The sequence below is a fragment of the Qipengyuania sp. genome (genome assembly GCF_042095715.1).
Lineage (GTDB): Bacteria > Pseudomonadota > Alphaproteobacteria > Sphingomonadales > Sphingomonadaceae > Qipengyuania.
Genome location: NZ_JBELMO010000001.1, coordinates 1 through 20,494, shown reverse-complemented (window position 1 = coordinate 20,494; position 20,494 = coordinate 1). Strand labels below are relative to the sequence as shown.

At 61.5% G+C, this 20,494-nt stretch carries 15 protein-coding genes and 1 pseudogene; 10 read left to right on the top strand and 6 right to left on the bottom strand.

Annotated features, from left to right (window positions below; all coding sequences use genetic code 11):
* Positions 1–98 precede the first annotated feature (98 nt).
* The 3 genes from ACFDTG_RS00080 to ACFDTG_RS00070 are packed head-to-tail and all read left to right on the top strand — an operon-like array spanning position 99 to position 5,566.
* Positions 99–3,176 carry a TonB-dependent receptor domain-containing protein gene (locus tag ACFDTG_RS00080; RefSeq protein WP_375289029.1) on the top strand — a complete coding sequence of 1,026 codons (3,078 nt, stop codon included), beginning with the start codon at positions 99–101 and terminating at the stop codon, positions 3,174–3,176.
* 57 nt (positions 3,177–3,233) lie between these two features.
* A complete protein-coding gene (locus tag ACFDTG_RS00075) occupies positions 3,234–4,751 on the top strand; it encodes a glucoamylase family protein (RefSeq protein ID WP_375289028.1) in 1,518 nt (505 codons plus the stop codon).
* Positions 4,727–5,566: an endonuclease/exonuclease/phosphatase family protein gene (locus tag ACFDTG_RS00070; RefSeq protein WP_375289027.1), complete on the top strand. Its 840-nt coding sequence runs from the start codon at positions 4,727–4,729 to the stop codon at positions 5,564–5,566. The genes ACFDTG_RS00075 and ACFDTG_RS00070 overlap by 25 nt, the downstream gene beginning before the upstream one ends.
* 12 nt (positions 5,567–5,578) lie before the next feature.
* Here ACFDTG_RS00070 and ACFDTG_RS00065 read toward each other — a convergent pair whose 3' ends face one another.
* Both ACFDTG_RS00065 and ACFDTG_RS00060 read right to left on the bottom strand, forming a co-directional pair.
* Positions 5,579–6,364 (bottom strand): endonuclease/exonuclease/phosphatase family protein, encoded by a 786-nt coding sequence (locus tag ACFDTG_RS00065; protein WP_375289026.1) that lies wholly within the window; start codon positions 6,362–6,364, stop codon positions 5,579–5,581.
* A 141-nt stretch (positions 6,365–6,505) separates the two neighbouring features.
* Entirely contained in the window at positions 6,506–7,675 is a 1,170-nt protein-coding gene (locus ACFDTG_RS00060; protein WP_375289025.1) for a LacI family DNA-binding transcriptional regulator, read from the bottom strand.
* Here ACFDTG_RS00060 and ACFDTG_RS00055 point away from each other — a divergent pair.
* Entirely contained in the window at positions 7,657–9,087 is a 1,431-nt protein-coding gene (locus tag ACFDTG_RS00055; RefSeq protein ID WP_375289024.1) for a carboxylesterase/lipase family protein, read from the top strand. The two genes, ACFDTG_RS00060 and ACFDTG_RS00055, sit on opposite strands and share 19 nt — an antisense overlap.
* Positions 9,088–9,230: 143 nt before the next feature.
* On the opposite strand, the gene ACFDTG_RS00050 is transcribed toward ACFDTG_RS00055, so the two are convergent.
* A complete protein-coding gene (locus tag ACFDTG_RS00050; protein WP_375289165.1) occupies positions 9,231–9,887 on the bottom strand; it encodes a TetR/AcrR family transcriptional regulator in 657 nt (218 codons plus the stop codon).
* A 79-nt stretch (positions 9,888–9,966) separates the two neighbouring features.
* Between ACFDTG_RS00050 and ACFDTG_RS00045 the strand changes: the two genes are divergently transcribed.
* From ACFDTG_RS00045 to ACFDTG_RS00025, 5 genes are all read left to right on the top strand, one after another.
* Positions 9,967–11,121: an efflux RND transporter periplasmic adaptor subunit gene (locus tag ACFDTG_RS00045; RefSeq protein ID WP_375289023.1), complete on the top strand. Its 1,155-nt coding sequence runs from the start codon at positions 9,967–9,969 to the stop codon at positions 11,119–11,121.
* 3 nt (positions 11,122–11,124) lie between these two features.
* The gene (locus tag ACFDTG_RS00040) at positions 11,125–14,373 is read left to right on the top strand and encodes a multidrug efflux RND transporter permease subunit (protein WP_375289022.1); all 3,249 of its coding nucleotides are present in this window, start codon (positions 11,125–11,127) and stop codon (positions 14,371–14,373) included.
* Entirely contained in the window at positions 14,370–15,821 is a 1,452-nt protein-coding gene (locus tag ACFDTG_RS00035) for an efflux transporter outer membrane subunit (RefSeq protein ID WP_375289020.1), read from the top strand. The genes ACFDTG_RS00040 and ACFDTG_RS00035 overlap by 4 nt, the downstream gene beginning before the upstream one ends.
* 115 nt (positions 15,822–15,936) lie before the next feature.
* Complete coding sequence (locus tag ACFDTG_RS00030) at positions 15,937–16,206, top strand: hypothetical protein (protein ID WP_375289019.1); 270 nt, start codon at positions 15,937–15,939, stop codon at positions 16,204–16,206.
* Positions 16,207–16,214: 8 nt separating this feature from the next.
* Entirely contained in the window at positions 16,215–17,360 is a 1,146-nt protein-coding gene (locus ACFDTG_RS00025; protein ID WP_375289018.1) for a JmjC domain-containing protein, read from the top strand.
* Positions 17,361–17,369: 9 nt separating this feature from the next.
* Here ACFDTG_RS00025 and ACFDTG_RS00020 read toward each other — a convergent pair whose 3' ends face one another.
* Positions 17,370–17,912, bottom strand: a complete 543-nt coding sequence (locus ACFDTG_RS00020) for a pseudouridine synthase (RefSeq protein WP_375289017.1) — start codon at positions 17,910–17,912, stop codon at positions 17,370–17,372.
* A 16-nt stretch (positions 17,913–17,928) separates the two neighbouring features.
* Positions 17,929–19,785 (bottom strand): ABC-F family ATP-binding cassette domain-containing protein, encoded by a 1,857-nt coding sequence (locus ACFDTG_RS00015; protein ID WP_375289016.1) that lies wholly within the window; start codon positions 19,783–19,785, stop codon positions 17,929–17,931.
* Positions 19,786–20,018: 233 nt separating this feature from the next.
* Here ACFDTG_RS00015 and ACFDTG_RS00010 point away from each other — a divergent pair, with 233 nt between their 5' ends.
* Positions 20,019–20,273: a PepSY domain-containing protein gene (locus ACFDTG_RS00010; RefSeq protein ID WP_375289015.1), complete on the top strand. Its 255-nt coding sequence runs from the start codon at positions 20,019–20,021 to the stop codon at positions 20,271–20,273.
* Here the strand turns inward: ACFDTG_RS00010 and ACFDTG_RS00005 are convergent.
* Positions 20,159–20,494, bottom strand: a pseudogene (locus tag ACFDTG_RS00005) (hypothetical protein); the annotation flags it as partial. The gene ACFDTG_RS00010 and the pseudogene ACFDTG_RS00005 overlap by 115 nt on opposite strands.

Sequence of the window (20,494 nt, the reverse complement as noted above, 5' to 3'; positions counted from 1 at the left end):
ACAGAGATTATGGAACCGGTTACAAGGCCGCCGCAGAGACCGAGAATGATTCGGGCCGCCGGGGAGAACCGGGGTTCGATGTAACGGGGAGAGAATTGATGAACGGCAATCGCCTATCGAAGGGCGCGCTAATTTCGCGCAAATTGGCTGCGGCACTCGCCGTGGGAGTTGCCGGCGGCGCCATGAGCATGGCCCTGGCAGTACCCGCACACGCCCAGGAATCGAATGCTTCATTGCGCGGTACAGTAACGGGCGCGACCGAGATAACCGCTGTCGATATCGCAACCGGCTTCCGTCGCACGGTATCGGTGTCGCAAGACGGCCGCTACAATTTCCCGCAACTGAGGCCAGCCACCTATTACCTCGAGATCACCGGGATCGACGGAGTCATCCGCCGGACCGATGAATTTACGCTTTTGATCGCGCAAGATTCGGTGCTTAACTTCGATGACATCGCCCAGGAACCGGCAGTGGCTGACCCTTCAGGCGTGGCTGGCACGGGCGATGTGATCATCGTCACAGGTGGGCGCATTTCCGTGCTGGAAGGCGGCGAAGTGGGCGCCAATATTACGCAGCGCCAGATCGAGACTTTGCCGCAGGACAACCGCAACTTCTTGGCCTTCGCGGACCTTGCGCCCGGCGTTCAATTCGTCAATCCGGACGGCCAATCACGCATTCAGGGCGGGGCGCAGGACAGTCGCACTGTCAATGTTTTCATCGATGGTGTCGGCCAGAAGGATTACGTCCTCAAGAACGGCATTACCGGTCAGGACAGTTCGGAAGGCAACCCATTCCCTCAGCTGGCGGTTGGTGAATATCGAGTCATCAGTTCCAACTACAAGGCCGAGTTTGACCAAGTGAGCTCGGTCGCGATCACGGCGGGCACCAAATCCGGCACTAACGAATTCCGGGGTGAGTTTTTTGTTGATTATACGAACCAAAACCTGCGTCAGAAGACTCCGCTGGAAAAGTACAGCAATCCCCCGCGTGACAAGGTAGAAACGCGCATCTTCCAGTTCGGCGGCGCACTCGGTGGTCCGATCGTCAAAGACGTCGCGCATTTCTTTGTTACATACGAAGGAAAGCGGCGTGAAAATCCGATTCAGATTACACCCGGCAATGGCCTGCCGATCAGTTTCTTCCCGTCCGAATATCAGGATGTCTTCGGTCCGGCGAACTCGACGTTCAACGAAGACCTGTATTTTGGAAAACTTTCGCTCGAGCCGGCGAACGGGCACCTCGTCGAGGCAACGTTCAAGTTTCGCGACGAGAGCGGCGAGTTCCTGGGTGACGGCAGCAATGCGCGCTCGACCATAAGTTCGCAGGACGTGAAGGAGTATCGCGGGCTGCTGCGCTACGAATTCAGCTCCGACAATTTCGTCAACGACCTCAAACTGACGTACGAGGACGTGAAGTGGGCACCAACCCCGCTCGAGTTTGGAAACGCTCAGCAATTCGACTACGTGACGCCGACTATTCTCGCTAACGGACGACCGGGCGTATTCCGGTCAAACAATATCTTACGTATCGGTGGCGGGTCGAACTACCAGGACAAGGGTCAGAAGGGTTTTGCGATCCAGAACGACTTCACCTGGATCGGCTTCGAACGTCATACCATCAAGGCAGGCTTCAAGTACAAGCAGGTCGAACTGCGCGCCACGCAGCTCAATAATTTCAACCCACTTTATCAATACAATGCGGTTTTCAATCCGGTCACGCGCCAATTCGTCACCGATGGCAGCTTCTTCAATGATGATGTCCCCTATCGCGTCCAATTTGGGTTCCAGGACGGTACAGGCGATGACGAAATCACAACGGATGCCTGGCAATTTGGCGTCTATGTCCAGGACGACTGGGACGTTACCGATCGTCTGACGCTCAACCTCGGCATTCGTTGGGATTACGAGGAGATTCCGGCGTTTCTTGACTTCGTCACACCGCAAGCCTTCATCGACGCAGTTTCTCCGGCGAAGTACCCCAACCTCGTTAACGCCAATTACGACATCAACCAATTTATATCCGATGGCACGCAACGCGAAGCATTCACCGGCGCCTTCCAGCCGCGACTGGGCTTTAGCTATGCCCTCGACGAGGATCGTCGGTTCGTGGTGTTCGGAGGATTTGGTCGATCCTACGACCGCAACCAGTTTGATTTCCTCGGTCAGGAACTGCGTGTCGCGCAGGGCTTCACCACCCGAACATTTAACTTCCAGACGGGTGATTCCACCAATCCCTGCACACTGTCACCAACCTGCGTGCAGTTCGATCCATTTTTTCTGACGCCCGAAGGTCGCGCTCAATTGGTGGCCAATGCCGGGGCGGGAGGCGGGCGTGAGCTTCGCTTTTTCGACAACGATCTCAAGACACCGTATTCCGATCAATTCAGTCTCGGCCTGCGCAGCCAGTTGGCTCCGAATTTCGAGGCGGAGATCGGGTACCAGCATATCGAGAGCAAGGACGGGTTCGTCCTGCTCCTTGGCAATCGCCTGCCGAATGGTAACTTTTTCCCCGATCCGCCAGCCAACCCAAGCTCGCCCTTCGGTGCGACGCCTCCGGGATTCGGGTCAATCATAATCGGAACAAACGGGCTCGAGACACGCAACGATAGTGCCTATCTCAAGCTTACGAAGCGCTATACCCAGTCATCCCCGTGGAACCTAACCGGGACTTATACTTACAGCGATGCTATCGAGAACCGGCAGTTTGGCCAGACCTTCGCTCTCGATTTTCCATCGGTCGAAGATTATCCTTTTGCACGCTCGAGCGGGCTGCGACGCCATCGCATTGTAATTGCCGGTGCGGTCGACCTTCCGATCGCGGCAGTGCTCTCTGGCAAATTTCAGATCGCATCGCCACAAAACGTGACCAGCTTCATAAATGAGATCGGGGCCAACGATCAAATTCAGCGTACCGTCATCTCCAACACGGTGGAATCCAACGGCGACCGGTGGGGCTTCCGCCAACTGGACTTGGCGATTACCAAGTATATCCCCTTTGGTTTCCTTTCCGACCGTGCGCGATTCAGGCTTCGGGCGGACATTGTCAACGCATTGAACGATCGCAACTACAGTAATTTCAACACGAACCCATTGTCTGCCAACTATCTACAGCGGACCGGATTCGGAACTGCCGGCCCGCCGCGGACGCTCAAGATATCGGCAGGCTTCGAATTTTAGACCCCTCCCGCGCCGCCGCCGCGATGAAGGGGCGGTGGCGCTTTCCCTTGCCAACGGGTGACCACCATTTCTCTACGCCTCGTTCCGCTAATCGTAACCTTGGTTCTCGGGGGGTGTGTAAACTACCTCCCCGCGGATAATGCGACCGTTGACGGTCCTCTGAGCGGCACCCAGCCTTCGACCACCGATCAGGCCGCCTTCTCCGAAGATCTAACCCGAAAAACCTTCGCCTATTTCTGGGAAACCACTGATACCCAACGGTGCCTCGCGCCCGATCGGTGGCCGAGTAATCCATTCTCCTCCATTGCGGCGACCGGTTTCGCGCTGACCGCCTTCGGCATCGGGGCGGAGCGTGGCTATGTCTCCCGCGATCAGGCGGCTGCGCGCACGCGCGATTGTCTGGAGTTCTATTGGAACGCGCCTCAAGGTCCTGCTGTAGAGGGCGTTTCCGGTTACAAGGGTTTCTTCTACCACTTCCTCAACAACGAAGACGGCGCGCGGCGCGGGCGTACGGAACTCTCCACCGTGGACACCAGCCTTCTGCTGGGCGGCGTTCTGTTCGCACAAAGCTATTTCGATCGTGACGACCCGACCGAAGCGGCAATCCGCGACCTCGCCGAAAAAATCTACGCCCGTGTCGACTGGACCTTCGTCCAACGCGAAAACAGTTCCATTCCGTCCGCCAATGGCGGCAGCGGAAAGGCGATCGCCATGGGGTGGTATCCCGAGCGCGGAGAAAACGGCGATTTCGGCACGCACGACTGGGTCGGCTACAACGAAGGCATGCTAATTTATATTCTGGCTGCCGGATCGCCGACACATCCGGTCACGAAAGAGGCATGGGACACCGGCTGGGCGGCCGATCTGGAGAAGGACTGGGCCCCCTATTACGGCTATGAGCACCTTCAGTTCGAGCCGCTTTTCGGCCATCAGTACAGCCATGTCTGGATCGACTTTCGCGGCATCCAGGATTCCTTCATGGCGTCGAAGGGGATCGATTATTTTGAGAACAGCCGCCGCGCCACGCTGAGCCAACGGGCCTATGGCATCGACAATCCCAACGATTGGGTCGGTTATTCCGGCGATCTCTGGGGCTGGACCGCGTCCGACGGGCCGACCGGTGCCGCCAATGGCCGGATCGTGAATGGCAAGCCCCGCCAATTTCAGGGCTATTCCGCGCGCGGGGTAAGCAGCGAGCGAGTGGTCGACGATGGCACGATCGTACCCACCGCTGCCGGCGGTTCGGTCCCCTTCGCTCCCGAAGTGACCATTCCCGCGCTGATGGCCATGCGCGAGACCTATGGCGCGTCGCTCTACACGAAGTATGGGTTCAAGGACGCCTTCAACCCGAGTTACACCTTCACCGATGTAGGCAGCGCCAGCGGCACGGTGGACGCTCAAAAGGGATGGGTGGCGCGCGACCATCTTGGTATCGATCAGGGCCCGATCCTTGCGATGATGGAGAACCATCGCACTGGCCTCGTCTGGAATACGCTACGCAAGAACCCCCATATTCGGCGTGGACTGGAGCGGTTGGGCTTCAAGGGCGGATGGCTCGAGAAGACCGCCAAATGATGGCCGGGCCGGTGTTCAGCAGGCGCGCCCTGTTGCTTGCCGCCGGTACGTTTCCGCTCACCAGTTGTGTCGCTCACATTACAGAGCCCCGCACGGTCCAGCTCGTGACATTCAATATTTGGCACGATGCCGGGGATTGGCCACAAAGGTTGCCGCTGCTGGTGCAATCGCTGAAGCAGGCTGGGGCGGACATCATCATTTTGCAGGAAGTGCTGCAGGACAAAACCAGGGCTTTGCCCAACCAAGCCCAGACGATCGCGGATATGCTAGGGGAATACTCGGTCCACTTCTTTGCCACCGAACCCCCAGGATCGCTTAAACGTTATGGCAATGCCATTCTCACCCGCTTCCCAGTGATGGATGAGGTCGGGAAAAAGCTTGAACCATTGAACGATTATCGCACCGCCTTGCGCTTACGGATGTCGGTTGCCGGCTCTGCGATCGATGTGGTTGGCACCCACTTGGCCTCGCAGCCTGACGCAGGCGCAGTGCGGACCTTACAGGTCAACGACCTCATGGATTGGCTTCCTCGCGACCATACACCCCTGATCGTTGCGGGCGATTTCAACGCCACCGTCGACGAGAAAGCCCTTGCGCCGCTGACTGGCCCCCGCTTCTTCAGTACGCTGCCGCAAGATCCCTCCACGACCACGTTGAACCCGGCCATGGGTCATCGGGAAAGGGTAATCGACCACATCTTTGCCGAGCGTAAGCGCTTCGAGCCGGTCGCAGCCCGTCGGATCGGGGATGTTCCGGAGGACGGAAAATATCCATCCGATCACTTCGGCGTCCGCGCCACCCTGCGCGTGGTCTAGAGACAGGCCCGATTAGCGATCGGGCAATTGAAGCTCCACGATCACCGGATAATGGTCCGAAGGAAGCCAACCACCCCAATGCTGGGTTACAACTGAATAACCGCGTACGCGGATGCCGCTCGACACGAAAATATGATCGATCGGCTCGCCTGCATCCTTCGAGATATCGAAACCGGTGAAGGTTCCAGAAGGTCCATAAGGAGGCGTTGTACTGAGCGTCTTCGCATCCTTCAGCCCGCTGTGCTCGGCGTCCGCGAGCAGTGCGTGCGGCCGGCTGCCGGGGGGAACATTGAAATCTCCCATCACCACGGTCGCAGCCGAAAGGTCACTCCCCTGCCCCTCTCGCGCCCAGCGAACGATCATTTCGGCGGCACGTTCGCGCGCGACCTCGCCGACATTGTCGAAATGCGTGTTGAGGACGCGAAGGGGCCTACCGCTTCCGCGCTCGCGCAGGAGCGCCCAAGTCGCGATCCGAGGATAGGCCGCATCCCATCCCTTCCCCGGATTGGCCGGTGTTTCCGAAAGCCAGAAATTTCCCCAATCCACCAGGACGAAGCGGTCGTTGCGCCATGCCAGGGGAGAGAACTCACCCTTATCGCCTCCATCGTCCCGGCCGACACCGATGAACCGGTAAGATGGCAGCGCCTCCTCCAGATCATGCTTCTGACCGGCCAGCACCTCCTGCATGCCCAAGATATCCGGCGCTTCGTGACCGATGAGAGCGGCGACCATATCTTTTCGCTTCGGCCACGCGTTGGCACCGTCGGACGCCAGATCGAGCCTGACATTGTAGGTCATGACAACGAGGGGGCTGCTGTTAAGGGGTATTCGCTCTGCCACGTGCGCGCATGCGGCAAGCAGGAGCGCGCACGCCAGAATCGCGGTGCCGCGCAAAATCCTCACTCCGATCTCTTGGGCCACGCCTTGTTCCGATCGTTGTTAGAAGGAGGCCTTGCCGGTGGTCGATCCCCGGACCGCAAGGGTAGGCGCGATGACGAGGCCGCGCTCCTCACCAAGATCCTCGCCCCTCAGCATGCGAAGCAATAGCCGCGCCCCGGTCGAGCCGAGACGCGTTATATCCGAATGAACCGTCGTGAGTTCGGGCGTTACATAGCGGGCGAGCGGAATGTCGTCGAAGCCCGCAACCAGCACATCCTTGCCAATCTCCAGGCCTGCCTTGCGCAGTTCGGTTATCAGATCGACCGCCATGACATCGTTCCCAGCGAAGACTGCATCGAAGGGCGTTCCGCCGGACAGCAACGCGTGCGCCGCATCCCGCCCCGCATCTTCGCGAAAGTCGCCAGGCAAGACAACCGGATTGGCTTCGCCCAGCTTTTCCTTGATCACGTCGCGAAATCCACGCTCCCGTTCGCTTGCATCACGATTGTTTTGAGGCCCGGCGATATGGATAATCCGTTTGGCGCCGCAGCCGACGAGATGTTCGGCGACCAGCCGTGCGCCGGCGTAATTATCGACGGTGACATACGGCATGTCCGCATCGCGTGCAGGAGCATTGAGAAGAACCGTCGGAATATTCCAATTGTTCGAACCACCGATCGTATCGACGCTGGAGTTGGGGGGCATGACCAGCAGACCGTCTACCCGCCCCCGCATCGCACGTATCGCCTGAACGGTTTCGGCCGGACTGCCGTGCATGTTGCCAAGCAGAATGTTCTTGCCCGCAGCGTGGACCACCATGTCGATGCCGCGGATGATTTCGGAAAAGAACTCACCGAACAGGTCCGGCAGGATAATCCCGATGGTGTCGGTCTGGCGGCGGGTGAGACTGCGGGCGCCACTATGAGGGACATAGTCGAGACGCAGGGCAGCAGCCTCGATCTTCTCGCGGGTTGCGCGTGTCACATTCTTCAAGCCGTTGAGCGCACGCGATGCGGTCGCCACGGAAACGCCCGCTTCTTTCGCGACTTCCCTGATCGTTACCATGCGCTTGCCACCAGCGAAGCCTAAACCATCGGCGAGTGATCGCCAATCAATTCGACAGTCGCTGCGCTTCTCTTCGATGGCGGCGACGTCGAGAAGCTGCAATAAGCCCGGCAGCTGATAATCGCGATGAGCGAGAGGGAGATAACATGCGGTTGATCGCTTCATTGTTCGCCATTGCAGGTTTGGGCGTGCCGGCTGCAGCGGAGCCGACGATCGATGCGCCGGTAGTGCGTATCGAAACCGGCGCGGTTCGCGGCACCGTCGAGGACGGTATTGCGAGTTGGAAGGGCATCCCGTTCGCCGCGCCGCCGGTCGGTCCGCTGCGCTGGCGCGCCCCGCAACCGCCCGGCGCATGGGACGGCGTGAGAGAGGCGACGGGTTATGCGCCCGATTGCATGCAGAAGCCCTTTCCGAGCGACGCCGCGCCGCTCGGCACGGAGCCAGCCGAAGACTGCCTTTACATCAACTTGTGGAAGCCTGTCGGCGCAGAGGGAAAGCTGCCCGTGGTCGTATGGATTTATGGCGGAGGCTTCGTCAACGGTGGCTCCTCGCCGCCCACGTATTCGGGGGCGAAGCTCGCTTCGAGAGACGTGGTTTTCGTCAGTTTCAATTACCGCGTGGGGCGTTTTGGCACATTCGCGCATCCAGCCCTCACCCGCGCGAACCCGGACAATGGCTTGCTCGGCAATTACGGATATATGGATCAGCTCGCCGCTCTGCGCTGGGTAGAGCGCAATATCGCGGCGTTCGGTGGTGACCCCGAGAATGTTACCATTGTGGGGGAATCGGCGGGCGGAATGTCAGTTCACTTTCTGGTTACCTCACCGATGGCCGAAGGACTGTTCGACAAGGCGGTGGTGATGTCCGGCGGAAATGGCGGCTCCATGCGCGCAGCCGATTTCGCTGCCACCGAGGCCATCGGAGTGAACTTCGCGCGCACGAACGGAATCGCGACCAATGACCCGGAAGCGCTCGAGAAACTGCGCGCGCTTCCGGCTGCAAAGGTGACCGACGGGCTCAATCTTGCCACCATGTCCGCCGTCAATGATGCCGGGGAGCGAACCTTCGCCAGCCCCTTCCCCGATGGCTTGATCGCGGTCGATGCCGAGGCGGCCTATGAGGACGGCGATTTCGCCAAAGCGCCTATGATGATAGGCGCCACAAGTGCGGACATCGGCGGGCCGACAGGAATTATGGTGGCTGGCGCCCGCGAGATCGCAGGCGAAGTGGCCGAGCACGGCGTTCCGGTCTGGCAATACCGCTTCTCGTATGTCGCGGAATCGGTGGATTCCGAGGGCGCGCAACACGCGACCGACATTCCGTTCTTTTTCGACACCGCAGAAATCAAGTATGGCGACCAAACGACAGCCAGGGATCGTCAAATCGCCCGGTTGATGGGCGATTATCTGACCAACTTCGCAAAGACCGGTAATCCAAATGGGGACGAACTGCCGCAGTGGCTGTCGTATGATCCCACCGGCGATCAGATCATGGATTTCGAGGCTTCAGGCGAGGCGGTGCTGAAAGAAGATCCTTTGGGAGCAAGGCTAGACGCAGCGGCAGCGGAGCGCGACTAGTTAGACGAGTCGGTTTCGCGGCCCGTTCAGCGTTCCCGTGGCTTTACGGACTACGCGCGTAACCCTCCCGAGGGTTTGGTTGCGCGCGGGGGCAGTCACCACAGCAGCTCCATTAATTCGGAGGCGTGATCGATGCCCCCCGATTACTGCCTCAAGTGTTCGATGGGGCGAGGGAGCAGACCGGCCCCCCTCAGGAAGAGATCCGTCCGCTGGCTGAATTGCTCCGTGGTCAGCCGCTCGATCGAACCGTGGCTGATCGCCGCGTGATGCATGTCGCTCACAATCAGCCCCATAAACGTATCGGCCAACATCTGCGGATCACCTTGCAAACCGAGATCTGCCTTGCGCCAGATCTCAAACAAATCCTCGAGCCCGGCGCGCGTGCGCATGGCCGTACGGTCATAGAATTCCTTCGCAAACTGTGCGTCTTCGATGCTGCGGGCCATCACGATGCGAACAAGCGCCAAGAAATCGGCATTCAGCAAATGCGCTTCCAGTTCGGCGGCGATACGGTGAAGGGTCTCTGCCGGCTCTTCCGAACAATTTCTCGCGGCCAGAATAGCTGTTACGCTCGATAACTCCCTCTCGAAGACCATGGCCTTGAGGAGACCGTCCTTGTTGCCGAAGAGCTTGTAAACCGTCGCGAGCGACCCCCCCGCACGATCCACAATCATTCCCAAGGTCGTTCCCTCGTATCCGAATTCAATGAAAAGCGCGCGAGCGGCGTCGAGAATGGCCGCCCGCCGCCGGTTTAGCCGACAAGTTTCCGTTTCTTTTCCGAACACAGGCAAAAGCTTCACCAAAGGCGCTTGTATGGCAACACTGTAATTCCTATTACACCTTCGCATCTGCACAAATACTGAACCGAAAGTTTCGACGATGACGCGCTTGTTTGCCGCCCTGATGGGAGGCCTGTTCCTCGTTTCCTGTTCCGGATCCGAAGCGCCCCCACAGCCGGCCGCTGTTCCGGTCCAGACGATCACCATGCGCGCGGTTTCGGTTCCCAACGTCATGGAACTGCCGGGCCGGGTCGAGGCATTCAAAACCGCCGAGGTCCGGGCGCGTGTTACCGGCATCATCCAGTCGAGGCTTTACGACGAAGGCACCGACGTAGGCGCCGGGCAGCTCTTGTTCCGGATCGACCCCAGCGAGTTGCGGGCCAGTTATGCTCAAGCGCAGGCCGCCCTTGCCCGTGCACGCGCCAGCGCATCCAATGCGAGGGCCGTGGTTGAACGATACCGCCCGCTGGTCAGCGAAAATGCGATCAGCCGCCAGGAGTACGACGCCGCCGTCGCGGCCGCGCGAGAAGCCGATGCGAATGTAAACCAACTCGCCGCGCAGCTCAGGGCGGCGGACCTCCAACTGGGCTATACCACCGTCCGCGCGCCGATCGCCGGTCGAGCGGGTCGCGCGGAAACAACCGAGGGGGCGCTGGTCTCTCAGGCGGAAGGCACGCTGCTCACGCGGATAGAGCAGATTTCCAGGGTCTATGTTCGGTTCTCGCAATCGTCGGACGAGCTGATGGCGCTTCGCCGGCAGGCATCGACCGGGGAGATCTCGCTGGGGCCCAACGACCGGATGGAGGTGCTGCTCAGCTTCAAGGACGGCAGTGAATATCCCGTCCCCGGATATATCGATTTTCAAGGTCGTTCGGTGGACGCCGAAACCGGGACCGTCGAACTGCGAGCGATCTTTCCGAACCCCAGCGGCCTCTTGCTGCCGGGAGAATTCGTCCGGGCGAAAATTATTGCCGGCCAAATCAGCAACGGGATCGCGGTCCCGCAACGCGCTGTGTCGCTCAGCGAGCAGGGCGGCTCCGTGTTCATCGTGAGCAAGGATGGGAAAGCGGCGGTACGTCCGGTTACCTTGGGCGCGATGATCGATGGAAAGTGGATCGTCGAGAGTGGCCTGAAAGCGGGTGACGTCGTGATCGTCAGCAATCTTCAAAAGCTGCGGCCGGGGGTCCCGGTCCAGCGGATTGGCAGTGCTCGTAAAGCGCAAGCAAACACACCGGCCCCCGCCAAGGAGGGCTGACCGATGGCGCGTTTTTTCATCGATCGCCCCATTTTCGCCTGGGTCGTTTCGCTGGCAATATTGCTGGCGGGCATCATCGCCCTGCGGGCCCTTCCGATCGAACAATATCCCGAGGTTGCGCCGCCCTCGCTGACCATCAGCGTCGTCTATCCGGGTGCGAATGCCGAGACGCTCGAACAGAACGTAACCCAGGTCATCGAGCAGCAAATCAATGGCGTCGAAGGCTTCTTGTACATGGCGTCCTCCAGTGCCTCCAACGGCACTGCGAGCATCACGCTGACCTTCGAGGCGGGGACCGACATCAACATAGCGCAGACGGAGGTTCAGAACCGCCTTAGCACCGTGGAGGCGCGCCTGCCCGAGGAAGTCAGGCGACAAGGCATTACGGTGCGCAAGGCAAACGCCGGTTTCCTGATGATCGTGGCCGTGACGTCCGACACGACCGCATTCGACAGCACCGATCTCGGCAATATCGCGGCTACGCGGGTGATCGATGAATTGCGGCGGGTTCCGGGTGTCGGGGACGTGACCCTTTTCGGATCGCAATACGCCATGCGTATCTGGCTGGATCCGGAAGCTCTCGCTTCCTACGGTCTTTCGCCCAGCGAAGTGCTCGCCGCCGTGCGCGAACAGAATGCCCAGACAGCGGGCGGGGCCATCGGTGAGCAGCCGATCGCATCCGGGCAGCAGATATCCGCGACCATCACGACCGAGGGCCGGTTCACGACTGCGGAGGAATTCAGAAACATCATTCTTCGCGCCGACACCGGTGCCGCCGTGGTCCGGCTGAGCGACGTGGCCCGGGTAGAGGTGGGGGCGCAGAACTATTCGACCTCCACCACGCTGAATCGCAGCCCGATGGCGGGTATGGCCGTGCAACTCGCGACCGGCGCGAACGCGCTGGCCGCCGCGGAGGGCGTAAAGTCCAGAATGGCGGAGATCGAGTCGAGCCTGCCCGAGGGCGTGAGTCTATCGATCCCATACGATACCACGCCCTTCGTTCAGGCCTCGGTCGAGGAAGTGGTGAAGACGCTGGTCGAAGCGATGATCCTGGTCTTCCTGGTCATCCTGCTGTTCCTTCAAAGCTGGCGCGCAACTCTGATACCCGCTCTTGTCGTCCCGATAGCGCTGGCCGGTGCCTGTCTTGGCTTGTGGCTCTTTGGGTTCTCCATCAACGTGCTGTCGCTATTCGGGATGGTGCTGGCGATCGGCATCCTCGTCGACGATGCCATCGTCGTGATCGAGAATGTGGAACGCATCATGCGCGAGGAAGGCCTGCCGCCTGCACAGGCTACGCGCAAGGCGATGGGTCAGATCACCGGCGCCATTATCGGCATAACGCTCGTGCTGATCGCGGTGTTCATCCCGATGGCCTTCTTCCCGGGCTCCACCGGGGGCATCTATCGCCAGTTCTCGGTGACGCTGGCGATTGCGATCTTCTTCTCCGCCGTGCTGGCCCTATCGCTGACGCCTGCGCTCTGCGCCACTTTCCTCAAGCCGATTGACCAGGGAACCGACCACGATTCCGCGCCGCCCGAACGTGGGCCCGTGGAGCCCGGACTTCGCGGGAAATTGACGCAGGCGCGATGGAAACTTGCGGATTTCTCCGGCAGCTTCAATAGCTGGTTCGCGCGAATGCAGGAGAAGTACGGCCGCGCAAACGACCGTATTCTCTCGCGGCCGTTCAGGGCCCTCGCGGTATTTCTCGTGCTTGCCGCGATCACCGTGCTGCTGTTCTTCCGCTTGCCTACCGCCTTCCTTCCGAATGAGGATCAAGGGTTCCTGATCACGGTAGTCCAGGCGCCTCCCGGGGCGACGCAGGAGCGGACAGATGAAGCGCTGAAACCGATCGTGGACTTCTGGCTATCGCAGGACGAAGTGAAAGACCTCGTCGTCGTAAGAGGCTTCAGCTTCTTCGGGCAAGGCCAGAACAACGCCATGATGTTCTCTTCCTTCAAGCCGTGGGACGAAAGATCCGCATCCGAAAGCAGCGCCGAAGCCTTGCTTGGACGCGCGATGGGGACATTCTCCCAGATCGAAGGGGCATTCGCCTTTGTGATCCAACCGCCCGCAATCCAGTCGTTGGGACAGGCGAGCGGCTTCACGCTGAAGCTACAGGACCGGGTGGGCCTGGGACGCACGGCCCTGACGGCCGCGCGCGATCAACTCCTCGGCATGGCATCGCAGAGCGAAGTCATAACCGGCCTGAGGCCTGAGGATCAGGGCCTCAGCCCCGAACTCGCCGTCGATATCGACAGGCTGCAGGCGCGGGCTCTTGGCCTCTCCATGAACGATGTGAATGCGGCGCTTTCGATCACCTTCGGCTCCGCTTACGCCAACGACTTCAACCGCGAGGGGCGGGTGCTGCAGGTGCTGGTCCAAGCCGACGCCGAGGACCGGATGTCGCCCGAGGACCTGCTTGCCTTGCGCATTCCCAACCAGAGCGGCCAACTCGTGCCGTTTTCGTCCTTCGCGACCGCGCGATGGTCCGCCGCACCTGCCAGCCTGGCGCGCTACAACGGGTATCCCGCCATGACCCTGTCGGGAATGGCAGCGCCGGGCGAATCTTCGGGGGCTGCGCTTGCGGAAATGGAAAGACTGGCGGGCCAACTCCCCGCAGGGATCGGGTACGAGTGGACCGGCGTTTCCTTCGAGGAGAAGCAGGCAAGCGGACAGATCGGGGCGTTGCTGGGCCTGTCCGTCATCGTCGTGTTCCTGGTGCTCGCCGCGCTGTACGAAAGCTGGGCGGTGCCGGTCGCGGTGCTTCTCATCGTGCCGATGGGTGTGCTGGGATCGGTGCTCTTTTCGATGCTGCGCGGGCTGTCGGCCGATGTGTATTTCAACGTGGGGCTGATCACCATCATCGGTCTCGCGGCGAAGAACGCGATCCTCGTGGTGGAATTCGCTATCGAGGAGGAGGAAACCGGCAAGTCGCGTATCGAAGCGGTAAAATCCGCGGCACGGCTGAGGTTGCGCCCGATCATCATGACCTCGCTGGCATTCACCCTGGGCATGGTGCCGCTCGTTTTGGCCAGCGGCGCAGGAGCGGCCAGCCGGATCGCGGTGGGCACGGGCGTGATGGGCGGCATGATCACCGCGACGGTGATCGGCATCTTCGTCATTCCGATCCTGTATCTGCTTGTCCGCCGCAAGCTCAGCCGCAAGCAACCCGTGGCCACCGGGCATATCGAGAACGACGAAGCCGCCGCCCCCACGACCCCGCGAGAGCCCAATACCGGAACGCCCCGATGAACCGACTGCTTCTTGCCACCGCGGCCAGCCTGGCCTTGGCAGGCTGCGCCAATTTCGCGCCAGACCATGTCAGGCCCGAGCCTGCGACCCCTCCCGTCTATGACCAAAGCCTGAGGCAAGACGGCAGTGTGATCGCCAGCAGGCTATCTTACAAAGAGTGGTTTCGCGATCCACGCCTCAATGCGCTGATCGCTACCGCGCTGGCGAACAATCGCGATCTCGTGATCGCGACGGCCCGGATCGAGCAAGCCAGGGCCCGCTATCGCATTCAGGATTCCCGAAGGCTTCCCAATCTCGTCGCGCAGGCGAGTGGAACACGCACACGGCAGTCTCTCGCGGCCAATCCGGTTATCATTCCGCCAGGAGATGCCGACGGCGCGCCCGCGTCCGTAACTTACGACAGGTTCGACGTTGGGGTCGGGGTAAGCGCATTCGAATTGGACTTCTGGGGACGCATCGCCAATCTGAGCGAAGCCGCCCGCGCGCGGTATCTCGCGTCCGCGGCGGCGCAGCGCGCCTTCTATCTCTCGCTCATCGCGGATACCGCCAATTCCTATATTGCGGCCTTGGAAACCCGCGAACAGATCAAGCTCGCCCAAGCCACAGCCGACGGGCGCGTCGAAGGGCTGAGGATCGCGAAGCTTCGCTTCGATCAGGGCGTGACCTCCGAACTGCCCTATCGTCAGGCCGAAACCCTGCTGACACAGGCCCAGCAGCAGCTGGCGTCGCAGAAACTGAGCCTGGCGCAGATCGAGAACCAGCTGACCGTGCTCGTCGGAGGCCGCATTCCCGACGATCTTCCACCGGGCCTCGACCTGCTCGACCAGCAAGACGAACGACGCCTCGATCCCGGCCTGCCCTCCGATTTGCTTCTCGTCCGGCCCGATATCATCGCCGCCGAAGAGCAACTGCGCGCCGCGCGTGCGGACATCGGGGCGGCACGCGCCGCCTTCTTCCCCACGATCTCCTTGACTGGCAATGCCGGTTTTTCGTCGAGCAGCCTCGACGGGCTGTTCTCTTCCGACACCCTGGGATGGAGCTTTGGCCCGTCCATCAGCCTCCCGATCTTCGATTGGGGCGCCCGCCAGGGCGATCTCGATCTGGCTCGCGCGCTGGAAGTCGAGGAAGTCGCCAACTACGACAAGACGGTCCAGGTCGCGTTCCGCGAAGTCTCCGACGCGCTTGCGGGCAGGCGATATCTGGACGATCAGATCGCGGCGCTGGAGCGAGGCGTCACGGCGCAACAGCGGATCGCGCGGATCGCCAATCTGCGATATCGTGAAGGCGTTGCCGACTATCTCGAAGTCCTGGACGCCGAACGCAGCCTGTTCGAAGCACAACAGCGCCTTCTCGCCACCCGCCGGGCCTGGATTCAGAACAGCGCCACCCTGTTCGTTGCACTCGGAGGCGGGATTGGCGACGCGGAGCCAATGGCGTCGGGCGGATGAAAACGGGCAAGCGGCTTGCCAGGCGCAGCCAGTCTGTTTGCGCCCGCGCCTCCTGAGAACGGAATGACCGGTGCGACGGCGTGACGTCGCGCAACCACGGTGGTAGCAGGGCGCCATGAATTTTGACGATCTTTTCTACCGGTATTTCGGCACCAGTTCGGCAGAATCGCTTTCCTCAGGCGCGCGGGCGGCGGGGATCGAAAAGATGCAGGTCGACCTCGGCCTGTCGCGTGATCGAGGGCAACGATTTGCCTTGTGGGCGGTGCTCTACATGCCGGGTGCCGCGCCCGACCTCGACGTCTCATTCCCCGATCCGGACGATCGGAACGCTGCTCGCAACCTGATGGACCTGATGGCCGAGGCCGACGAACAGCTGCCGCGCTAGTGCCTGCATTGCAGAATTTCGACGCGGCGGCGTTTCTTCGGGATTGCTGGCAGAAGCAACCTCTCCTGATCCGCAACCCGTGGGGATGTTGGACCAACCCGCTCGAACCCGACGAACTGGCGGGTCTCGCCTGCCAGGCCGAGGTCGAAAGCCGCCTGGTTCGCCAAGTCGCGCAGGGCGGGTGGACGGTCCAACATGGCCCTTTTGGGCCTGAGAGTTTTGGCGATCTTGGCGCAACTCCTTGGACCTTGCTCGTTCATGCGGTGGATCACCATATCGATGAGGTGGCTGCGCTGATCGAGCCGTTCCGGTTCATCCCCGATTGGCGTATCGACGATGTGATGGTCAGCTATGCCGTCGAGGGCGGCGGCGTAGGGCCACATTTCGACCAGTATGACGTCTTCCTTGTTCAGGGTCTGGGTCAACGGCGCTGGCGGATTGGAAAGCGCCATGACAGCAGTGCAAGGCTGCTGCCGCACGATGATCTGCGCCTCCTGGCGGATTTCGAACCCCTGGAGGAATGGGTGCTCGATCCGGGCGACATCTTGTACGTGCCGCCCGGTTACGCGCACGACGGGGTGGCAGTGGGCGACGATTGCATGACCTATTCGGTCGGTTTCCGCGCGCCGTCACGCGGCGATCTCGTTTCCGCCTGGGCTGACCACCTGCTGGATACGCTGGACGAGGACGATCGCTACACCGACCCGAATCTTTCGGTCGGGGCGCCTCCCGGCGAGATTTCTTCGGCGGCCCTGGCGCGTCTGCAGGCTATGGTTTCGGACGCGCTGACGGACCGGACCGCGTTCGCCGCATGGTTCGGCCGCTATGTCACACGGCCGAAGGAAGATGGGCTGGACTGGGCGCCGGAGCAGCATGTGACCGCCGCCGACCTGACCAGAGAGAGAGCGCCGCTCGATCTTGCACGCAATCCGGCCAGCCGGTTCTCCTTCGTCCGGGAGAGCACCGAAAGACTCGTGCTGTTCGTCGACGGCGAGGCTTACGTCTGTCAGGGCACGGTGGCGCGAATGGCCGAGCGGCTTTGCGCCGAACCGCGCATCATCGCGCCCTCAAACGAGCTCGCCTCGCAAGACGTCGCCGGGCTGATCATCGATCTTCTGAATCGCGGTTGTCTGGCGATTATCGATTCCGACTGAGCGGCGCCGTCACAGCTTGCGCCATTCGCCGGGCGCAAGCCCGTCGAGCGTCCATTCCCCTACTTCCCAACGGACAAGGCGCAGCGTCGGATGTCCGACCGCTGCCGTCATCCGGCGAACCTGCCGGTTGCGGCCTTCGGTAATGGTCAGGCGCAGCCAGCTGTCGGGAACGGACTTGCGGAACCGGATCGGCGGATCGCGCGGCCAAAATGCGGGCGCACAGATACGCTCGGCTTTCGCAGGGCGGGACCGGCCATCCTTAAGCCGGACACCGCTTCGCAATGCCTCCATCGCAGCAGCGTCGGGCTCCCCTTCAACCTGTGCGAGATAGGTCTTGGCTAGTTTGAAACGCGGGTCGGCGATGCGCGCCTGCAACCGGCCATCGTCGCAAAGGATCAGCAGGCCTTCGCTGTCGAAATCGAGCCGCCCGGCGGGATAGAACCCCGGTGCGTCGATGAACTGCGCAAGCGTCGGGCGCGGCACACCTTGCCGCTCGTCGGTGAACTGCGAGAGCACGCCGTAGGGCTTGTTGAAGAGAATCACGCCGCTCACGCGCTTCGGCCTCCCGTCACGCCTCGGCCTTCTCCAGCGATTCCTGCGCTTCGAGCCATTGTAACTCGGCCGTTTCCAGCTCCGCCGCAACCTCCGCGCGCTCCCGCAGGAGATCGCTGGGGGCGACACCGGCATGCGACGGGTCTGCCAGGGAAGTGTCGAGCGCCGAGAGCCTGTGTTGCAAGCGTGCCATCGCCTTTTCGCTTGCGGTCACATTGCTTCGCGCGAGCCGGACGGCCTCGCGGCTCCTAGCCGCGGCGCGCTTGTCTTTCTTCGGTTTGGCGGCACCGCCGCTTCCGCCCGCACGCGGCTGGTTCCGGCCCAGAATGAAATCGATGTAGTCCTCGATACTACCCGGGTATTCCTTGGCCGTTCCGCCATCCACCAGAACAAGCCGGTCGGCGGTCAGTTCGACCACGTGCCGATCATGGCTGATGAGAATGACCGCTCCCTCGAACGCGTTCAGCGCCTGGACCAGCGCTTCGCGCGCATCCACGTCGAGATGGTTGGTCGGCTCGTCCAGGATCAGGAGATGTGGGGCGTCACGGGTAATGAGCGCCAGCGCCAGCCGCGCACGCTCGCCGCCGGAGAGCGTCCCGATCCGCGCGGTGGCGCGGTGCCCGGAAAATCCGAACCGGCCAAGCTGAGCGCGCACCGCGCCGGGCGAGGCGCCTTCCATCGCCCGGGTCATGTGGTCCAGCGGCGTGCCGTCCGCTTCCAGTTCTTCCACCTGGTATTGGGTGAAATAGCCTACGCGCATCCGGCCCGATGCCTGCATCGCCCCGTCCATCGGCGCGAGCTGGGCCGCCAGCAGGCGAGCCATCGTGGTTTTGCCGTTGCCGTTGCGACCGAGCAGGGCGATGCGGTCGTCCGGGTCGATCCGCAGGTTGAGCCGCTGGAGGATCGGCACATCGCCGTAACCCACCGCCGCAAGATCGAGAGTGATCAGCGGGGGCCGCATCTCGTCTGGGCTGGGGAAGTCGAAACTGAGGCTCGGGTCTTCCATCACGGCCGTGATCGGCTGCATCTTCGCGAGCATCTTTGCGCGCGATTGTGCTTGCTTGGCGGTGGAAGCTCTTGCGCTGTTGCGAGCGACGTAATCCTCCAGCCGCGCCCGCTGGGCATCCTGTGCCGCCTTCATGGCCGCGAGCTGCGCGGCTCGCTCGGCCCGCTGCTTCTCGAATGCATCATAGCCGCCCGGGTAAAGGGACAGTTTGCCATCCTGGAGGTGCAGTATCGCGGTGACGACGTTGTTCAGCAGATCGCGTTCGTGACTGATGACGATCAGCGTGCCTTGATAGGTCTTGAGGAAGCTCTCCAGCCACAGTGTCGCTTCGAGATCGAGGTGGTTGGACGGTTCGTCGAGAAGCAGGATATCGGGATTGGATAGCAAGAGGGTGCCCAGCGCGACCCGCATTTTCCAGCCACCGGAAAAGGAGTCGAGCGGACGAGCCTGCATCTCTTCGTCGAACCCCAGCCCGGTCAGGATGATCGCCGCACGGGACGGGGCCGCATAGGCATCGATCGCGAGAAGCCGCTCGTGGATGTCGCCCAGTCGCTCCATGTCGGGGCAATTTTCCGCTTCCTCGAGGAGCTGAGCGCGCTCCGTATCTCCGGCAAGCACCGCCTCGAAAGGCGTGATCGAACCGCTGGGAGCCTCCTGCGCGATATACCCCAGACGCGCGCGCCTCGGCATTTCGATCGCACCCTCATCGGGTTCGATGTGGCCGATCAGCGTCTTCATCAGGGTCGACTTTCCCGCCCCGTTGCATCCGATAAGGCCGATTCTCGCGCCGGTGGGAATGGCAGCGCTGGCATCCTGCATGATAGCCCGTCCGCCGAGCCGGACTGTAAGGTTGTCGATGGTGATCATTGCGGCGCGCCCCTAGCAGGTCGAGCGGCCAACCCAAACGACTGATCGGATATACGGCCCCCCGCGCTCGCAATGAACCCGTTGCGGTTCGTAAGATCTGCGGCGGATAACCATCGGATCGAAAGGCGGCTCCAACTCCCGCCTGAAACATTTGGCGGCTAGCCCTCGCCGCAGAATGCAATTGCGAACTGTTATCATTGACGGCGCCCAAGGACCCGCCTAGCCATCCGGCCATGACGCGGCGCAGCATCAGATTCTGGTTTGTGGTCCATAAATGGTCGAGCCTGGTGGCCACGGCTTTCCTGCTCATGCTCTGCGTGACGGGGCTTCCGCTCATTTTCCACGACGAGATCGATGGGGCTCTGGGCGAAGATTACGAGGCATCGCTCCAAGGTTCTCCGTCCGCCGAGGCCGGCTTGCCGCTCGATACAATGATGCAAACCGCGCTGGCGGAGCGTCCCGGGGAGGTGCCGCTGTTCATGGCATAGATCACCATCGCAATCAGCAGTACGAACAGCAGTGGCATCAGCATGTTCACGGCTTTCTCAAGCCCGGAACGAATACCCCGACCAACGATAAACACAACGATGGCCATGAACACGGTGTGCCACATCAACAGTTCCCAGGGATTGGCCAACAGCCCGCCGAACTGGCCGCCAATGGCTTCGGCGTCCGCGCCGGTAAACAGGCCGGTTGCGGCTTTGCCGAT